The sequence below is a fragment of the Cellulomonas chitinilytica genome (assembly GCF_016862675.1).
Lineage (GTDB): Bacteria > Actinomycetota > Actinomycetes > Actinomycetales > Cellulomonadaceae > Cellulomonas > Cellulomonas chitinilytica.
The window spans coordinates 142,769-160,281 of record NZ_BONK01000004.1; the positions used below are offsets into that span (position 1 = coordinate 142,769).

Here is a 17,513-nt window from a genome sequence, read left to right on the forward strand (position 1 = left end):
GGACGGGGCGACCGGGAACGGACCCTCCCGACGACTCGTTACAGTGTCGACATGTCGAGCCCGGCGCACCCACCCGTCCCCGGGGGCGTGCCAGCCCCGCCGGGCGGTCACGCGCTCCGGATCGACCCCCGTCACGCGGTCGTGCGGCCTGCCGCACCTCCGCTGCCGGTGGTCGACGAGACGTCCGCGGGCGGCATCGTCGTGCGCCTCACCGGCGGGGAGTACCAGGCGGCCGTCATCGCCCGCCGCAACCGGGCGGGACGCCTCGAGTGGTGCCTGCCGAAGGGCCACCTCGAGGGCACCGAGACCCCCGAGCAGGCCGCCGTCCGGGAGATCGCCGAGGAGACGGGCATCACCGGCCAGGTGCTGCGGCGGCTCGGGGTCATCGACTACTGGTTCTCCGGTGACGACCGCCGCGTGCACAAGGTCGTGCACCACTTCCTGCTCGGCGCCGTCGGCGGCTCGCTGACCGTCGAGGGCGACCCCGACGGGGAGGCGGAGGACGCCGCCTGGATCCCGGTCGTCGACCTGCACGGCAGGCTCGCCTACCCGAACGAGCGTCGGCTCGCCGAGGCCGCGCTCGTGGTCCTCACCGACGACGCATGAGCGCACGCCGCGGGCGCGGCTGGGTCACGGCCGCCGCTGTCGCCGTCCTCGGCGCCCTGATGGCCTTCGGCGGCGGCGGACCCGCCGGCGCGGCGACCGAGCCCGCAGGCGCGGCGACCGAGCCCGCAGGCGCGGCCACCGAGCCCCCGACACCGTCGCCCACCGAGAAGCCGACCCTCCAGATCGAGATCACCGAGGTCTCCCCGGAGGTCCTGCGGCCCGGTGAGGACCTCACGGTGCTCGCCACGCTCCACAACACCACCGACGAGGTCGTCGACAACCCGGGCGCCGTGCTGCGGATCAAACGGGTCCGGCCCGGGAGCCTGCCCGAGCTCGAGAGCTGGGCGGACGGCTCCACGTCGTCCGCCGGTCAACGCGACGCGACGGCCACCGTCGGGTCCCCGCTCGCGCCCGGGGCGTCCGCGTCGGTCGTGCTGAGCGTTGCCGCGGACCGGATCGGGCTGCGCACGTTGGCCGACGTCTGGGGCCCGCGAGGCATCGCCGTGGACGCGACGTCCGGCAACCGGGTCACCGACCAGCAGCGCAGCTTCGTCCTGTGGCTGCCGTCCGACGACGTGCCCACCGTCCCGGTCTCGCTCCTCGTGCCCGTCACCGGACCGCCGCTCGCGCCGGCGCTCCCGGCCGGTCCCGACGAGTCCGACAGCACCGCCGCGCCCGGATCCGAGCCGTCGACGGCGCCCACGGCCGCCGACCCGGCGACCGTGCAGCGCCTGGAGGCGGCGACCGCACCCGGCGGGCGGCTCACCGCGCTCGAGTCGGCCCTGTCGTCCCATCCCGACATCGGCGTCGTCGTCGACCCGGCGCTGCTGGCGGCCGCCGCAGCCGGTGGGCCGCAGGCGCGCGAGTGGGCCGAGACGATGACCAGCACCCTCGGCAGCCGGGACGTGTGGGCCCTCCCGTGGGCGGATCCCGACATCGCTGCGGCGGCGCACGCGGACCGTGCGGACCTCGTGACGCTGGCCGCACGGACCGGGACGGAGATCAGCACGCTCCCGGTGGACGGGACGCTGCTGTGGGCGCCGCCAGGCCCCGGGCCGGACCGGTCGACCGCCGCCGTCACGGGCGCCGCGAACGCCCGGGCGCTGGTCATCGGGCCCGACAGCGGGTTGTCCGAGGAGCGGGTGTCCGGCGCGGACGGCGCGCGGCAGCGGGTCGGCACCACGACCGGGACGGCGACGGCACTCGTCGGCGACACGACGCTCACCGACCTGCTCGTCGACCCGGACGCCGTCGAGCCGGGGTCGACCACAGCGACCGCCGTGCAGCGAGCCCTCGCCGAGCTCGCCGTCCTCGCACGGTCGGGCGACGGCGCGCCGCCCGCGCTGCTCCTCAGCCCCGGCCGGTCGTGGACCCCCGACGACGCACGCCTCGACGCCCTGCTCGGCGCGTTCGCCGCCGCACCCTGGGTCCAGGTCCGGTCGGCGGCGACGCTCCTCGAGGGCGAGGACGACGCGCACGGCACGCTCCCCGCGACCGCGCACGACGCCGACGAGCTCGCACCCGCCGGCGTCCAGGCGCTCGGTGCGGCCCGCGAGCGCGCGCTCGGGTTCGCGACCGTGACGACCGACCCGCAGTCGCTGCTCGACGGCGTCGACACCGAGATCCTCGCGCCGCTGTCCGTCGCGTGGCGCGAGGACCCGGCCGCCCGGGACGCGCTCGTCGCCGCGACCGTCACGAGCGTCGACGCCCGCACCACCGGCCTGTCCCTGGGCGCCCAGGGCGACATCACGGTCATCAGCGCGTCGAGCGAGGTGCGCCTGTCCGTCCGCAACGACCTCGCGGTCCCCGCGACCGTGCTCGTCGACGTCCAGCCCCGCAAGGCGTGCCTCGAGGTCGGCGAGCCGGAGCCCGTGACGGTCGCGCCGAACAGCGAGAAGAGCGTGCCCGTGCACCTCGTCGCGAACGCCAACTGCGACGTCGTCGTGGTCGCGCAGCTCACGTCGACCGAGGGCGCTCCCGTGTCACCGCCCCTGCAGTTCACCGCCCGCGTCAGCCCCACGATCGAGAACGTCGGCACGATCGTCGTCGGCGTGCTGCTGGCGATCGGCCTGATCCTCGGCATCGTCCGGACCGTGCGGCGCGGCCAGAGCGCCCGCCGCGGGGCGCGCACGGAGGCCGAGGGCACCGGACCCCTGTCCCTGCCGGTGCTCGGCGGCTCCCTCGACGACCCGACCCCCAAGGACCCGTCATGAGCGACACGACCACCGGAGGGATGCGCCGCGGCGCCGCTCTCATGGCGTCCGGGACGGCCGTGTCACGCGTCCTCGGGCTGCTCCGCGCACAGGTGCTCATCCTCGCGATCGCCGCGACCGGAGAGGCCGCCGACGCGTTCTCGGTGGCGAACAAGCTGCCGAACATCCTCTACATGCTGCTCGCGGGCGGCGTGCTCAACGCCGTCCTCGTGCCGCAGGTCGTCCGCGCCTACCGACGCGACGCGGGGCAGGAGTACGTCGACCGGCTCCTCAGCCTCGGGTTCGCGATCCTCGCCGTCGTCACCCTCGTCCTCACCCTCGCGGCACCCCTGCTGGTGCAGCTGTACACGAAGGGCGGCGACCCGGCGCAGGTCGACCTGGCCGTCACGTTCGCCTACTGGTGCCTGCCGCAGCTGTTCTTCTACGGCGCGTACGCCCTGCTGGGCCAGGTGCTCAACGCCCGCGGGTCGTTCGGGCCGTTCATGTGGGCGCCCGTCGTCAACAACATCGTGTCCATCTCGGGCTTCTTCGCGTTCATCCTGGCGTTCGGCGGGTTCGAGTCCAGCGGTCTGAGGGAGGCGAGCGCGTGGGGGCCGTCCCAGGTCGCGCTGCTCGCCGGGTCGGCGACGCTCGGCGTGATCGTGCAGGCGGTGGTCCTGCTGCCCGCGATGCGCCGCGCGGGGGTCCACCTGCGGTTCCGGTGGGGGCTGCGCGGGTCGGGCCTGGGCCGCGCCGGGACGGTCGCCACCTGGACGTTCGTCGGCCTCGGGATCGGGCAGCTCGCCTTCATCGTCGTGTCCCGGGTGTCGTGGGCCGCCGGGCACGCCCCCGGCGTCGACCAGACCGTCGCCGGCAACGCCGCCTACGACCCGGCGTTCACCGTGTTCATGCTCCCCCACTCGCTCGTCACCGTGTCGCTCGCGACGGCGCTGTTCACCCGGCTGTCGCAGCAGGCGCACGACGGCGACGTCGACGGGGTCCGGGCGAGCATGTCCTACGGCCTGCGCGTGGTCGGGCTGTTCACGATCATCGCGACGGCCGTCATCGCCGTCCTGGCCGTCCCCGTCACCCGCGTCGTGCTCCTCAGCGACCAGGGCTCGGTCGACGCCGTCGCCGGGGTCGTCCTCGCGATGATCGTCGGGCTGCCCTGGTTCGGCGCCTGGTCGCTCAGCCAGCGCACGTACTACGCGTACGAGGACGCGAAGGGCATGATCCCGATCCAGGTGGCGATGGCCGCGGTCGTCGTCGCGGGCACCCTGCTCGGTCAGGCGCTGCTGCCGCCGTCCGCCTGGGTCGCGTGCGCCGGGGCGTCGATGAGCGTGTCGTACGTGCTCGGCGCGCTCGCGTCGCAGTGGCACCTGCGGCGGCGGCTCGGCACCGTCGACGGGCCGCGCGTCGTCCGGACCCACGCGCGTGCCCTCGTCGCCGCGCTCGTGGCCGTCGGTGTCGGCCTGCTGACGCTCCGGGTGCTGCAGGCGGCCCTGTCCGACGGGGTCGTGGCCGCGCTCGTGGAGTGCGCCGTCGTCGGCGGCCTGATGTCGGCGATCTACGTCGGCGGCCTCCGGGTGCTGCGCGTCAGCGAGCTCGACGGGCTCCTCGGACCGGTGATCCGACGCCTGAGGGCGGGACGCCGCTGAGGAAGCCCGTCTAGCATGCAGTGTTCCCCCCGGGCATCGGGGACGGATCGGACACCCGACGGCAGGCCGTCGGACGCCGTCCGGACCGCGGCGGGACGAGGACAGCAGACGAGTCGGACCGGGAGGTGCGGGTGAACGAGGCCGTCGGACGAGGGACCGTGCTCGCAGGCCGGTACCGGGTCGTGCAACCCGTCGCGTCGGACCTGGTCGGGTCGAGCGCCTGGCAGGCCACCGACCAGATCCTCGACCGCCCCGTGCGGGTCCGGGTCCTCGAGTCCGGTGCGGTCGCGCCCGCGCTCGACGCCGCCCGCCGGGCCGCGCTCGTCACCGACCCGCGCCTCGTGCGGGTGCTCGACGTCGGCACCCACGAGGGCGTCGGCTACGTCGTCACGGAGCAGGTCTCCGGGCCCTCCCTCGCCGAGCTCGTCGCCCGCGGCCCTCTCGGCGCCGACCAGGCGCGGGCGATCGTCGGCGAGGCCGCGTCCGCGCTCGAGGTCGCCCGACGCCGCGGCGTGCACCACCTCGCGCTGCGGCCGTCGGCCCTGCACGTGAGCCCGGACGGCCGCGTGATGCTCAGCGGGCTCGCCCTCGACGCGGCCCTGCGCGGGGAGCCGAGCGGGGACGCGCGCGCCACCACCCGGGCGGACACCGTCGGCCTCGTGCGCCTGCTCTACACCGCGCTCACCGGTCGGTGGCCGGCGGACCCGCGCCAGCCGTGGCCGACGGGCGACGGGCCGGCGCAGGCGCCCGTGCACGAGGGGTCGCCCGTGCCACCCGTCGACCTCGTGCCGAGCGTCCCGGCCGACCTCGACACCCTGTGCGCCGTCACCCTCGGCCCGTACGAGGACGGCCCGCACAGCCCCGGCGAGCTGGTCCGCGAGCTCGAGCCGTGGGGCGAGCTGCAGCCGGTTCCCGCGTCCGCACCGCCCACCGTGGTCGCGCCTCCCCTGGTCGAGGAGCCCGTCTTCGTCGACCACGACTCGCAGGACACCGCACCCGTCCGGGTCCAGCGCCAGTCCGCCCGCACCGCGTTCGACGAGCTGCAGGCCCCGGGGGCGAACCTCCCCGGGACGCCGCCACCGGCCGCACCGACCCGGACGAGCGCCTTCGGGGCGGCCACGGCCGGTGCTGCGGCGGGGGCTGCCGCGGGTGCCGTCGCCGGTGCCGAGGCCGGGGGGTACGTCGCGCCTCCCGCACCGCCCGCGCCCCTGCCGGGCGCGGGTGCCGGTGCGACGACGCCGATGCCGCCCGTCGGTGCGACCGCGCCGATGCCGCCGGCGACGTTCGGGGCCGCTCCCCCGTCGCCGTACGGGCAGCCGCAGCCGCCGACCGGGTACGGCCCGCCTCCTGCCGCCTACGGGCAGGCGCCGGCGGGCTACGGGCAGGCCCCGCCCGCCGCGTACGGCCCCGTGCCGCCCGGCGCGCCGCAGGGTGCCCTCCACCAGTCGGCCCCCGCGTCGTTCGGCCCGCCGAACGGGTACCAGGGCCACGTCGCCCAGGGTCCCGTCGAGGAGCCGCTCGACTTCGACGGGTTCGCGGTGGAGGACGTGCCCGCGGCCCCGACGCGCCGCCGGTTCGACCCGACCGCGCTCGTGCTGGGCATCGTCGCCGTGGTCGTCGTCATCGGCGTGATCATCGCGTTCAAGTCGCTGTTCTCGTCGTTCGACCCCCAGAAGCCGAGCACCGACGACGCCGCGAGCGCCCCTGAGGCCTCGGCGTCCGCCCCGGCCCAGGCGGCCCCGCCGTCCGCGGAGCCGTCGCAGCCCGCGGCACCACCGGCCGGCGGCGTCCCGACGATCGCGACCGCGATCACGATCGACCCGTCCGACGAGGACGGTGAGCACGAGGAGGATGCGGCGAAGGCGTACGACGGCGACCCGTCGACGTTCTGGTACACGCAGACGTACAAGCGCGACGACTTCGCCGGGTTCAAGGACGGCGTCGGCTACGCCATCACGCTCACCGCCCCGGCCCACGTGAAGACCGTCACGCTGCACTCGAACAGCACGGGCGGTCACGTGGAGGTCCGCGCGACCGACGCCACCGCACCGACCACCGGCCCCGTGCTCGCGTCGGGCGCCTTCGGGCCGGAGACCGTGCTCACGCTGGACCCCGCGACCGACACCCAGTCGATCGTCCTGTGGGTCACCCAGCTGCCCACCGCCCCGGACGGCGGGTTCCGCCTCGAGCTGACGGAGATCTCGCTGTCCTGACCGGGTGGGTCCCACGGGTGCGGAACAGATCCGGCCTAGGATCGGTTGACCACACAGCCGATCGCCGGACACCGTCCGGCTCCCCGTCACCGCAAGGACTCACGTGAGCGACCAGACCAGCACCGTGCGCGACCTGATCATCGTCGGGTCCGGACCCGCCGGTTACACCGCCGCCATCTACGCCGCTCGTGCCGGGCTCGCCCCGCTGGTGGTCGCCGGCTCGGTCACGGCCGGCGGTGCGCTGATGAACACCACCGAGGTCGAGAACTTCCCGGGCTTCCCCGACGGCATCCAGGGCCCCGAGCTGATGGACAACCTGCAGAAGCAGGCGGAGAAGTTCGGCGCCGAGGTGCTCTGGGACGACGCGGTCTCCCTCTCGCTCGACGGCCCCGTGAAGACGGTCGTCACCGGCGGCGGGGACACGTTCCAGGCGCGCGCGATCATCCTGTCCACCGGCTCCGCCTACCGGGAGCTCGGCCTCGACGACGAGAAGCGGCTCTCCGGCCGCGGCGTCTCGTGGTGCGCGACCTGCGACGGCTTCTTCTTCCGCGACCAGGAGATCCTCGTGGTCGGCGGCGGCGACTCCGCCGTCGAGGAGGCCACGTTCCTCACCCGGTTCGGCAAGCGGGTCACCCTCGTGCACCGCCGCGACCAGCTGCGCGCGTCGAAGATCATGGCCGACCGCGCGCTGAACGACCCGAAGATCGAGATGGCCTGGAACTCCGAGGTCGTCGCGATCCACGGCGACGCGAAGGTCACGGGCGTGACGCTGCGCGACACCGTCACCGGTGAGACCCGCGAGCACCCCGCCACGGGCGTGTTCGTCGCGATCGGTCACGTGCCGCGCACCGAGCTCGTCGTCGGCCAGGTCGACCTCGACGAGGACGGGTACATCGAGGTCGTCGGGCGCACCACGAAGACCAACCTCGAGGGCGTGTTCGCGTGCGGCGACGTCGTCGACCACACCTACCGCCAGGCGATCACGGCCGCCGGGTCGGGATGTGCCGCGGCGCTCGACGCGCAGCACTTCCTCGCCTCGCTCGGCGACAGCGTGTCGCACCCCGTCGAGCCGTTCCCCGCCACCGAAGCCCTGGAGGCCACCCGATGAGCACCCTCACCGCCGTCACCGACGCCACGTTCAAGGCCGAGGTCCTCGACTCCGACATCCCCGTGGTCGTCGACTTCTGGGCGGAGTGGTGCGGGCCGTGCCGCATGGTCGCGCCGGTCCTCGAGGAGCTCGCCGTGACCTACGAGGGCAAGATCAAGATCGTCAAGCTCGACACCGAGGCGAACCCGCAGGTCACGGCCGACTTCGGGATCGTGTCCATTCCGACCCTGAACGTGTACGCGGGCGGCGAGCTGGTCAAGTCCGTCATCGGCGCCCGGCCGAAGATGTTCTACACGCAGGAGTTCGACGAGGTCCTCGCCTCCGTCTGACCGCATCCTCACCCCGTCACGGCCCGGACAGTTCGCTGTCCGGGCCGTGTCGCGTGCGACACTGCTCGGATGACTGAGCAGCCTGGGCCCGAGCGCGAGACGGCGGGCCACCTTCCCACGTCCTCCGCCGCCGCCCACGGCACGCGGCTCGACCCGTGGCTCGGCGCGTACGCCGACCGCACGCACGGCATGCGCGCCTCGGAGATCCGCGCCCTGTTCGCCGTCGCCAACCGCCCCGAGGTGGTCTCCCTCGCGGGCGGGATGCCGTATCTCGACGGGCTCCCCCTCGACGTCCTCGGCGAGATCGCGCAGCGCGTCGTCGCCACCCGCGGGCTGCAGGCCCTGCAGTACGGGTCCGGCCAGGGCGACGAGACGCTCCGCGAGCAGATCCTCGAGGTCATGCGTCTGGAGGGCATCGACGCCCACCCGGACGACGTCGTCGTGACGACGGGGTCGCAGCAGGCGCTCGACCTGGTGACCCGCATCTTCATCAACCCGGGCGACGTCGTCGTCGCCGAGGCACCGTCGTACGTCGGTGCGCTCGGTGTGTTCCGCGCGTACCAGGCCGACGTGGTGCACGTCCCGATCGACGCCGAGGGGCTGATCCCCGAGGAGCTCGAGTCGACGCTCGCCGCGCTGTCTGCCGCCGGCCGCCCGGTGAAGTTCCTGTACACCGTGCCGAACTTCCACAACCCGGCGGGCGTGTCGCTGTCCGTCGAGCGGCGGCCGCGCGTCCTGGAGATCGCCCGCCGCTACGGCGTGCTCGTCCTCGAGGACAACCCGTACGGCCTGCTCGGGTTCGACGGTGAGCCTCGCGCCGCGATGCGGTCGATGGACGCCGATGGGGTCCTCTACCTGGGGTCGTTCTCGAAGACGTTCGCCCCGGGGTACCGCGTCGGCTGGGTCGTCGCACCGCACGCCGTCCGCGAGAAGCTCGTGCTCGCCTCCGAGTCCGCGATCCTGTGCCCGTCCAACGCGTCGCAGATCGCGATCTCGACGTACCTGTCGACGTGCGACTGGCGCGGTCAGATCAAGAGCTACCGGGAGATGTACCGGGAGCGTCGCGACGCGATGGTCGGCGCGCTCGCCGAGCACCTGCCCGAGGCGTCGTGGAACGTGCCGGACGGCGGCTTCTACACGTGGGTCCGTCTGCCCGACGGCCTCGACGCGAAGGACATGCTGCCGCGTGCCGTCACCGCCCGCGTCGCCTACGTCCCCGGGACCGCCTTCTACTACGACGGCGCCGGCTCCGACCACATGCGGCTCTCGTTCTGCTACCCGACGCCCGAGCGGATCCGTGAGGGTGTGCGGCGGCTGGCGTCGGTCGTGGCCGGCGAGCGCGAGCTCGTCGAGCTGTTCGGGACGAGCGCGTCGGTCCCCGGGGACGTCGTCCAGGCGCCCGGGCCCGACGTCGCCTGACGCGACCGTGCGGGTGGTCCCCTCCTGCACCGGGCCGACTTTCGGGCCGACTCCCGGGCCGACTCCCGGGCCGACTCTCGGGCCGGCTGCCAGCCCGGTGTGCGGTGCGCGCCCGGCGTCCGTCGCGGCGCGGTCCGGGTCCCGGCCGCGGCCCGGCGGCCGGCTCGCCGCACCTGTCCTTCCGTCCCTTGCCGCGTCGAACTCGGAGCGAACCTCGCCGTGACCACCTCGTCCTCGCCCCGCGTCGTCATCCTCGCCGGCGGCCTCTCCCACGAACGTGACGTGTCCCTGCGGTCCGGACGCCGGGTCGCCGAGGCACTGCGCGGGGCCGGGGTCGACGTCAGCGTGCACGACGTCGACTCGGACCTCGTCCCCGCGCTCACCCAGCTCCGGCCCGACCTCGTGTGGCCCGTCCTGCACGGAGCGAGCGGGGAGGACGGCTCGGTCCGTGACGTCGTGCAGCTCCTCGGCCTCCGGCTCCTCGGCACCGGACCGCGCGCCAGCCGGGTCGCCTGGAGCAAGCCGATCGCCAAGACCGTCGCCGCGCGGGCCGGCCTCACGACCCCCGACTTCGTCACGCTCCCCCAGTCGCTGTTCCGGGAGCTCGGGGCCAACCGGGTGCTCGACGCGATCGTGTCCCGGCTCGGGCTCCCGCTCGTGGTGAAGCCCTCGCGGGGTGGGTCGGCGCTCGGCGTCAACCTCGTCACCCACGCCGACGAGCTCCCCCGAGCGATGGTCGACTGCTTCTCGTACAGCGACACCGCCCTCGTCGAGCGGGCCGCCATCGGGACGGAGGTCGCGGTGAGCGTCGTCGACACCGGCGACGGACCCGTCGCGCTCCCCGCCGTCGAGATCGTCACCGAGGGTCCGTACGACTACGACGCCCGGTACAACCCCGGTCGTGTCGAGTACTTCGCGCCCGCTCGGTTATCCGAGTCGCTCACCGCGGCGGTCGGAGCCGTGGCGGTCGCCGCGCACGAGGCGCTCGGTCTCGAACGCATCTCTCGGACCGACCTCATCGTCGGCGAGGACGGCACCGTCTGGTTCCTGGAGGTCAATGTGGCCCCCGGGATGACGGAGACGTCCCTCCTGCCGCAGGCCGCAGAGGCCGCTGGGCACAACCTTGGGGACTTGTACCGATCGCTGGTAGAGGCTTCCCTGCGGGGCTGAGATCGCCCGGCCGTCACCGCCGTCACCGGTTGGTACGTCCGAAATCGGGCGACTTGTACAGCCGTCCGACCTGACATCCTCCGCACACGCGCGGACGACGAAGGGGCACCGAGATCCCTCGGTGCCCCTTCGTCACTTCCACGCGGTCAGCCCTTGAGCAGACCCGGGTCCTCGGGCGCCAGGCTCTCGAGGATGCGGTTCAGGTCCTGCACCGACGCGAACTCCACCGTCAGCCGGCCCCGCGACTTGCCCAGGCTGACCTTCACGCGAGTCTCGAACCGATCGGACAGACGAGCCGCCAGACTGTCCAGCGCCTCGTTGCGCTCCCCGGCCCGCGGACGTGCCCGACGAACCGGAGCCGCGTCGTCGATGCCGAGCGAGACGATCTCCTCGACCGCCCGCACCGACAGCCCCTCCGAGACGATGCGCTGAGCCAGCCGCTCGATCGCCGCGCCGTCGTTGAGCCCGAGCAGCGCGCGCGCATGCCCCGCCGAGAGCACACCCGCCGCGACTCGGCGCTGCACGAGCGGCGGGAGCTTCAGCAGGCGCAGCGTGTTCGAGATCTGCGGGCGGGAGCGGTGGATCCGCGTCGCCAGCTGCTCGTGCGTGCAACCGAAGTCGTCGAGCAGCTGCTGGTACGCGGCCGCCTCCTCCAACGGGTTCAGCTGAGCCCGGTGCAGGTTCTCCAGCAGGGCGTCGCGCAGGAGGTCCGAGTCCTCGGTGTCGCGGATGATCGCCGGGATCGTGTCGAGGCCGGCGGCCTGCGTCGCCCGCCACCGGCGCTCGCCCATGATGAGCTCGTAGCCGTCGTCGGCCGACCGCACCACGACCGGCTGCAGCACACCGATCTCCCGGATCGACCCGACGAGCTCGTCGAGCGCGTCCTCGTCGAACACCGTGCGCGGCTGGCGCGGGTTCGGCCGGATGGAGCCCACGGGCAGCTCGGCGAACCGTGCCCCAGGGACCGGGACCAGGCCGTCGATGTCCGGCAGAGCGGCCGCGCCACCCGCGTGGGCGGCATCGCCGGAGACATTCGTTGCACCGTTGGCAGTAACGGGCGTCCCGTTGGTGAGGTGCCCGTTGCTGCTGTGCCCATTCGTGCCGTGCTCGTCGACGGGCGTGCCGTTCGCAGCCGTCGCCGTGATGGTGCTCGCCGCACCCGGGGCGGCCGTCGTGTGACCGTTGGCGGGCGTCGCATCGCCGACCGTCGCACCGGCTCCGCTGCCGTCCGACGACGGAGACCCGTCCGTGAGCGCCGTCGGGTTGGTGTCGCTCGTACCCGCAGCTGCCGCAGCCGTGTCCGTGCCCGCTGCGGAGTCCGTGCCCGCCGCCGGGCGATCGGCCTCGACGGTGGCCGTCGCCGCCACGCCGTCCTTGCGGGCGTCCGGGAAGAACACGTCCACAGGGCGCTCCGCGCCGCTCGGCCGCTGGCCGTCGAGCCCTGTCGGGATCAGGGCGCCAAGCCCTCGACCCAACCCGCGCCGCTTCTCGCTCACTGCTCCTCCTGGGTGGCCGCCATGGCCGGCTCGTTCATGCGAATTCGGTCGTCGTGCGACTCGTCAGGCTGGATGTGCCCCTGCTCCCCGTTCGGGGCTCCGGCGCCGTCGTGCCCGTTCACCGCGGCGAGCGCCGGCTGCGCGTCGACACCGGGAGCGCCGTCACCCAGGCCATCAGCCCCACGCTCGGCGAGCTCACGCGCGGCCTCCAGGTAGGCGAGCGCGCCCGACGATCCCGAGTCGTACGTCATGACGGTCTGCCCGTAGCTCGGCGCCTCGGAGATCCGGACGGAACGAGGCACCGTCGTCCGGAGCGTGCGCTCCGGGAAGTGCGTCCGGACCTCCCCCGCCACCTGCTGCGCGAGGTTCGTGCGCGCGTCGTACATCGTGAGGAGGATCGTCGAGACGTGCAGCTCGGGGTTCAGGTGCGCCTGGATGAGCTGGATCGTCTTGAGCAGCTGGCTCAGACCCTCGAGCGCGTAGTACTCGCACTGGATCGGGATGAGCACCTCACGCCCGACGACGAAGGCGTTCACCGTCAGCAGCCCGAGGCTCGGCGGGCAGTCGACGAACACGTAGTCGATCGGCGCCTGACCGTTCTGGACGCGCCACTCGAGGTAGGCGTCGAGAGCGTTCCTGAGCCGGGTCTCACGGGCCACCATCGACACGAGCTCGATCTCCGCACCCGAGAGATCGATCGTCGCGGGAAGGCACCAGAGGTTCTCGACGTCGGGGCTCTGCTGAACCGCGTCGGCGATCGGCGCCCCCTCGACGAGCACCTCGTAGATCGACGGCGTCCCCGCACGATGCTCGACGCCGAGCGCGGTCGACGCGTTCCCCTGCGGGTCGTTGTCGAGCACGAGGACGTTGAGGCCGGACTGGGCGAGGGCGGCGGCGAGGTTCACCGTGGTCGTCGTCTTGCCGACCCCGCCCTTCTGGTTCGCGACCGTGATGATCCTGGTCTGCTGCGGCTGCGGGAACCGGCGGCCACGGAGCTCGATCCGTCGCCGGGCGTCCTGCTGGAGCTCAGCCATCAGAGGCGTGTCGTCGGTGGGGACCGGAAGGCTCTCGACGAGTGCCGCACGACGGCCCTCGTCCGAGTCGAGACGGGACGACCGACGTGCGCCGGTGCTGCCGTCTGTGGTGGTGGCCGCGACCGGGACGGGGTCACCGATCGGGAGATGGGGCGCCTTGTCAGCGTCGGTCACGGGGTTCTCGTCGTTCCTGTCGTGCGTGTTCTCGGGCGAGTCTTCGCCGAGCTCGTCTTCCGGGGCGGTAGCCGGCGCTCCAGTGTGAGGCACGCCGGCGACCATCGGTGCATGCTGCTCATCCGTGCTCGTCGACGTCGTGGGCACGTCGCCACGAACGCGGAGGTCAGACGTGTCACGCGCAGCGGTTCCACGTGAAACATCGCCCGCGGGTGCGTCGACACCGGCCTGCTCGGCAGCTGCGGCCGCCGCACTCGCGACGAGCGGCGACCCGGCCTCCCCCGGCTGCCCGACATGCGACGCGGCAGCCGCGACCGCGGGCTGCTCGGCGGGGATGGGCGACCTCGGCGCACGGGAGTGAGGGGCTCCGACCGACGTCGGCGTCGACGGTGCAGTGTGTGCTTGCGGGGCGTCGGACGCGGTTGGGACGGAGGACGCGGTCGGGGCTGTAGCCGGATCGCGCCGGCCAGCATCGACCGGGTTCGCGCCTGACGTGCTCCCGGCGGAGGTCGTGGGTGCGACCGTGCTCGCTCGGAGCGAGTCGTCGGAGGAACCCGGCCGGGCATCCGAGGTCACGCCCGACGCTCCACTTGACCCAGGCGCGGAAACGGCGTTCGCCACGGAGACGCCTGACGAGTCGGCGCCCACCGGGCCAGCGCTCGTTTCACGTGAAACGAGCGCCGCCGGCACCTCCCCCGCGACACCGGGATTCGACGGAGAGGGCTCCGGGACGGCGCTCGCAGCGGGGGCCCAGACGCGGGCCGGTTCTCCTGGAGGGAGAACGTCGCCACGTCCTGCGGGTGGCGTCGAGGCGGAGTCCGCCGGCGTGGACGGGATCGGATCTGCGCGACGCTTCTTCCTACCGAACACTCGTCACAGCCTCCCGTACGACGCGAACAACGCGAGTCTCTTCCACACCCTCGAGGGTGGATGCGGTGATGACCTCAGCCTGCCCGCCACCGAGCTTTCGCCCTACGTGCCGCGCCGCTTCGACCTCTTCTTCTGCTTTACCGCCCTTGAGCGCCACGAGCGTGCCGCCCTGACGCAGCAGCGGGAACGCCCATCGGTAGAGCTTGTCCAGCGACGCGACAGCGCGTGCCGTCACCGCGTCACCCAGCAGCGCGCCCTGGACGTCCTGGGCCCGACCGCGATGGACCACAACGTTCGACAGCCCGAGCTCGGCCGCGACCTCGGACAGCCAGTCCGTCCGCCGCTCCATGGGCTCGAGAAGCACGACCTCAGCGTCCGGTCGCATCGCGGCGACCACGATGCCCGGGAGTCCTGCGCCACTGCCGAGGTCGATGATCCTGCCCGAGACCGGCAGGAACGGGACCACTGCCGCCGAGTTCAGGATGTGCCGGCTCCACAGCCGGGACACCTCACGTGGGCCGACCAGTCCACGCAGAACACCCTCGCGAACGAGGAGGTCGCGGAACGCCTTCACGGACGGGTACGCGCTGCCGAAGAAGGTCGACAGCCGCGGATCGCCGTCAAGCGGATCAGAGTCGTCGATCGACCCCGCGTCACTCACGGTCACCGTCACATCCCCCGTCGTTTCACGTGAAACACGTCCACCAGCGGCCCGCTCAGCGGCGTCAACCGTCCTGGCGCGCCGCTGTGCGATCGACACAGAGAAGGCTGCGGCCTGGGCGCCGCCCTACCGTACCGTGCCGCGAGGGCTCACCCCGGGCGACCCGCAGCCCGTGGCGAACGCATCCCGTCCCTGGTCAACCGTGTGCTCCGGCTCCGCGCGCCTCGCGCCGCCAGCACCTCCGACCCACGCGGTCGGGGCTCCACCGTCGCGCGACGAAGACCGCGCCTGCGGCGGCAGTGTCACTCGACGGCGCGAGTCTCATCCCCCGCTCGCCACCCACCTCGACCCAGGCAGCCACCCGTAGCTCCGGAAGTAGTCCGAGGGCCCCGACTCGGCTTGCTCGTTCCCTGGTCCCAGTGCCAGGGAGCCCTCCGAACCTGCACGCCGATCGCGAGCCCGCTCCTCGCCTCCCGGCCTGAAAGGGCAGCACAAGAGATGCTGCTCATCCTCCGAGCCTGCACGCCGATCGCGAGCCCGAACGTCGCCTCCCGGCGTGACCGGACACCACGAGGACGCCGCTCGCCCTCCGGGCCTGTACAGCGCCCATCACGGGGCGTGCTCCTCACCCCAGTCTGACCGGGCACCATGAGAGACGCTGCTCGATCACCGGGCCTGCACGCCCGCCACGGGGTCACCTGGCCTCTTGGCCGCAGGGCGCACTCGTAGGCCGCTCGTCCTCCGGGCTGGATCGTGCGTCACGGGGACCGCACCTCGCCCTGCGGCCACTTCGCGCACGACGGGGAGCACGCTCCGGCGGCGTCCGGATCCAGCATTGCGGGACGTCCCCTCACTCCCGACCGCACCCGGTCGTCGCTGTGTGCGTACGCGCCGTGGGATAAGAGGTGAGTCCCGGCCGGGGAGCAACCCGTGGCATCAGCTCCTGGCGTAGTCGCTCGGCGTTGGGTGCGGACGTCGGTGCGGTCGTTGGTGCGGTCGTCGCCGGGCCGTCCCTGGGACGTCTACGGTCCACCAGCGCGCATGGTCACCGGCGGCCTGAAGACACGCCTGTCGCGCGCGCTCGCCGATGACGCTCGGCCGCGCGCGCAGCCGGAGACGTCCTCTGCACCACGTCGGCGAGGTGCCCCCTGTCTGCTCAGACTTGCCTTGGCTGCGTCGCGGTTCCACGTGAAACATCCAACGGCCCGGCGCGGTGGCACCTCCCACGTCATCGAGGTGCCGCCCAGCCCGGCGCAGAGTGGAGGGAGCGGAGAGTCCGACGAGCGCTGCCGGCGGCCAGCCGCCGCCCTCGAGTACCCCCGATCGGGAAGCACGGCGACACGGCATCGCCGCCAAAGACGTCGGCGTCGAGCAGCAGTGACGCTGGGACGGCAGATCACTCCTGCCGAACGGGCCACCGGAACCGACGCGACCCCACGCGGCTCAGACGACATCGCTGTCGGCCTGGACCTGCCCGTGCGCCCCCACCTGGGGCTCGGGTGACGCGTCCCCGGCAGCTAGGCCCGACCTCACAGAGCCCGCGTCCGACCTACTACCCCAACACCGCATCGACACCGCTCCGGCCCACACGGCTCACGGGCTGCTTCGCTCGGACGATGAGAGCATCCATGTCTATGCCTCGGGTCACCCGTTTGACGGGCGACCTGTCACGCCCGCAGTCCAACGACACACACCTCGGGCCGCGCCTCACCTGCGACTGTGTCCGACGCCGATCGGGACTGGGCGGCGCCGGCCAGCGCGACCTACGACGTGGCCCGGCAAAGCCGCGAGGCACTCGGCACTCAACCCTCTTGTGCCGCGCGAGTCCGTGCGCGAGTCCCCCCCTCGAGCAGTCCTGGCACGCATGGTCGGACCTGCACCGGGCACAACAGCCTCCGCACCCTTCCTGGCGGCCAGGCATCTGGGCACTCCTGTGTCTACGCGACGTGGGGAGGTGAGACAGGGCGATCGAGCGCCGCTCACCACTCCGTCCAACGTCGACTCGGGACAGCGCCCCTCGCCTCCGCACCGAAGCCGACACGACGCCCGACCCGGATCCTCGATCCTGATCCTCGACACGGAGCGAACGGCGGATCCCCGGCCTAGAGCGTTGGCTGGGCCACGTTCCACGTGAAACAGGACCACACCGGTGCACGACGCTCGTCCGTTTCACGTGAAACGAGCTCGGTCAGCCACGCGGCACTGCATCCTTGAGCCGGTCCAGCAAGTGTCGCCCCATGGTGCGCGGCAAACGCCCTCCACGTGAACGTGCCGTGTCGCACGCCTCACAGGTCGAGCCTCGTGACCGAGTTGCTCCACATGTCGGGTGACCTTCCCGTCACAATCACCGCCCAGCCGCCGACCCCGTGGCAGTCAGGTGCCGGCGGACAACGGCCCGCTGTATGGCACCACACCCACGGGCCGTCTTCAGGTCACCCGCTCCGCCCACACCCACACCGATGCCTGAGTCCGGCCCTTCCCACGCCAGCCCCTGCCCGCGCTAGCGCCCGCGCCCTGCCCGCGCCCTGCCCGAGCCCTACCCGCGCCCTACCCGCCCGCCCTGGCCCCGCCTTCGCTAGCGCC

General features: G+C 73.2%; 11 protein-coding genes. 8 read left to right on the plus strand and 3 right to left on the minus strand.

Features of this window, described 5'->3' with window-relative positions; translation table 11 throughout:
• Positions 1 to 51 precede the first annotated feature (51 nt).
• The 8 genes from Cch01nite_RS07195 (at position 52) to Cch01nite_RS07230 (ending at position 10,695) form a co-directional block, all read left to right on the plus strand.
• On the plus strand, positions 52 to 606 hold the full coding sequence (locus tag Cch01nite_RS07195) for an NUDIX hydrolase (protein WP_203750505.1): 555 nt from the start codon (positions 52 to 54) through the stop codon (positions 604 to 606).
• Entirely contained in the window at positions 603 to 2,819 is a 2,217-nt protein-coding gene (locus tag Cch01nite_RS07200; protein ID WP_203750507.1) for a DUF6049 family protein, read from the plus strand. Before Cch01nite_RS07195 ends, Cch01nite_RS07200 begins: the two co-directional genes overlap by 4 nt.
• Positions 2,816 to 4,456 (plus strand): murein biosynthesis integral membrane protein MurJ, encoded by a 1,641-nt coding sequence (murJ, locus tag Cch01nite_RS07205; protein WP_203750509.1) that lies wholly within the window; start codon positions 2,816 to 2,818, stop codon positions 4,454 to 4,456. The genes Cch01nite_RS07200 and murJ overlap by 4 nt, the downstream gene beginning before the upstream one ends.
• Before the next feature lie 131 nt (positions 4,457 to 4,587).
• Positions 4,588 to 6,669 carry a protein kinase family protein gene (locus tag Cch01nite_RS07210; RefSeq protein WP_203750512.1) on the plus strand — a complete coding sequence of 694 codons (2,082 nt, stop codon included), beginning with the start codon at positions 4,588 to 4,590 and terminating at the stop codon, positions 6,667 to 6,669.
• 103 nt (positions 6,670 to 6,772) lie between these two features.
• Complete coding sequence (gene trxB, locus Cch01nite_RS07215) at positions 6,773 to 7,777, plus strand: thioredoxin-disulfide reductase (protein ID WP_203750514.1); 1,005 nt, start codon at positions 6,773 to 6,775, stop codon at positions 7,775 to 7,777.
• A complete protein-coding gene (gene trxA / locus Cch01nite_RS07220) occupies positions 7,774 to 8,106 on the plus strand; it encodes a thioredoxin (protein ID WP_203750516.1) in 333 nt (110 codons plus the stop codon). Before trxB ends, trxA begins: the two co-directional genes overlap by 4 nt.
• Before the next feature lie 69 nt (positions 8,107 to 8,175).
• Positions 8,176 to 9,525: an aminotransferase-like domain-containing protein gene (locus Cch01nite_RS07225; protein ID WP_203750519.1), complete on the plus strand. Its 1,350-nt coding sequence runs from the start codon at positions 8,176 to 8,178 to the stop codon at positions 9,523 to 9,525.
• A 219-nt stretch (positions 9,526 to 9,744) separates the two neighbouring features.
• Entirely contained in the window at positions 9,745 to 10,695 is a 951-nt protein-coding gene (locus Cch01nite_RS07230; RefSeq protein WP_203750521.1) for a D-alanine--D-alanine ligase family protein, read from the plus strand.
• A gap of 146 nt (positions 10,696 to 10,841) precedes the next feature.
• Here Cch01nite_RS07230 and Cch01nite_RS07235 read toward each other — a convergent pair whose 3' ends face one another.
• The 3 genes from Cch01nite_RS07235 to rsmG form a co-directional block, all read right to left on the minus strand.
• Positions 10,842 to 12,191, minus strand: a complete 1,350-nt coding sequence (locus tag Cch01nite_RS07235) for a ParB/RepB/Spo0J family partition protein (RefSeq protein ID WP_203750524.1) — start codon at positions 12,189 to 12,191, stop codon at positions 10,842 to 10,844.
• Positions 12,188 to 13,225: a ParA family protein gene (locus tag Cch01nite_RS07240; RefSeq protein WP_239070016.1), complete on the minus strand. Its 1,038-nt coding sequence runs from the start codon at positions 13,223 to 13,225 to the stop codon at positions 12,188 to 12,190. The genes Cch01nite_RS07235 and Cch01nite_RS07240 overlap by 4 nt, the downstream gene beginning before the upstream one ends.
• 1,033 nt (positions 13,226 to 14,258) lie before the next feature.
• On the minus strand, positions 14,259 to 14,942 hold the full coding sequence (gene rsmG / locus Cch01nite_RS07245) for a 16S rRNA (guanine(527)-N(7))-methyltransferase RsmG (RefSeq protein ID WP_308439214.1): 684 nt from the start codon (positions 14,940 to 14,942) through the stop codon (positions 14,259 to 14,261).
• Between the last annotated feature and the right edge of the window lie 2,571 nt (positions 14,943 to 17,513).

Coding starts and splice junctions, on each gene's coding strand:
- Cch01nite_RS07195 (WP_203750505.1), top strand. CDS start 52: ATGTCGAGCCCGGCGCACCCACCCGTCCCCGGGGGCGTGCCAGCCCCG.
- Cch01nite_RS07200 (WP_203750507.1), top strand. CDS start 603: ATGAGCGCACGCCGCGGGCGCGGCTGGGTCACGGCCGCCGCTGTCGCC.
- murJ (WP_203750509.1), top strand. CDS start 2,816: ATGAGCGACACGACCACCGGAGGGATGCGCCGCGGCGCCGCTCTCATG.
- trxA (WP_203750516.1), top strand. CDS start 7,774: ATGAGCACCCTCACCGCCGTCACCGACGCCACGTTCAAGGCCGAGGTC.
- Cch01nite_RS07225 (WP_203750519.1), top strand. CDS start 8,176: ATGACTGAGCAGCCTGGGCCCGAGCGCGAGACGGCGGGCCACCTTCCC.
- Cch01nite_RS07240 (WP_239070016.1), bottom strand. CDS start 13,225: ATGGCTGAGCTCCAGCAGGACGCCCGGCGACGGATCGAGCTCCGTGGC.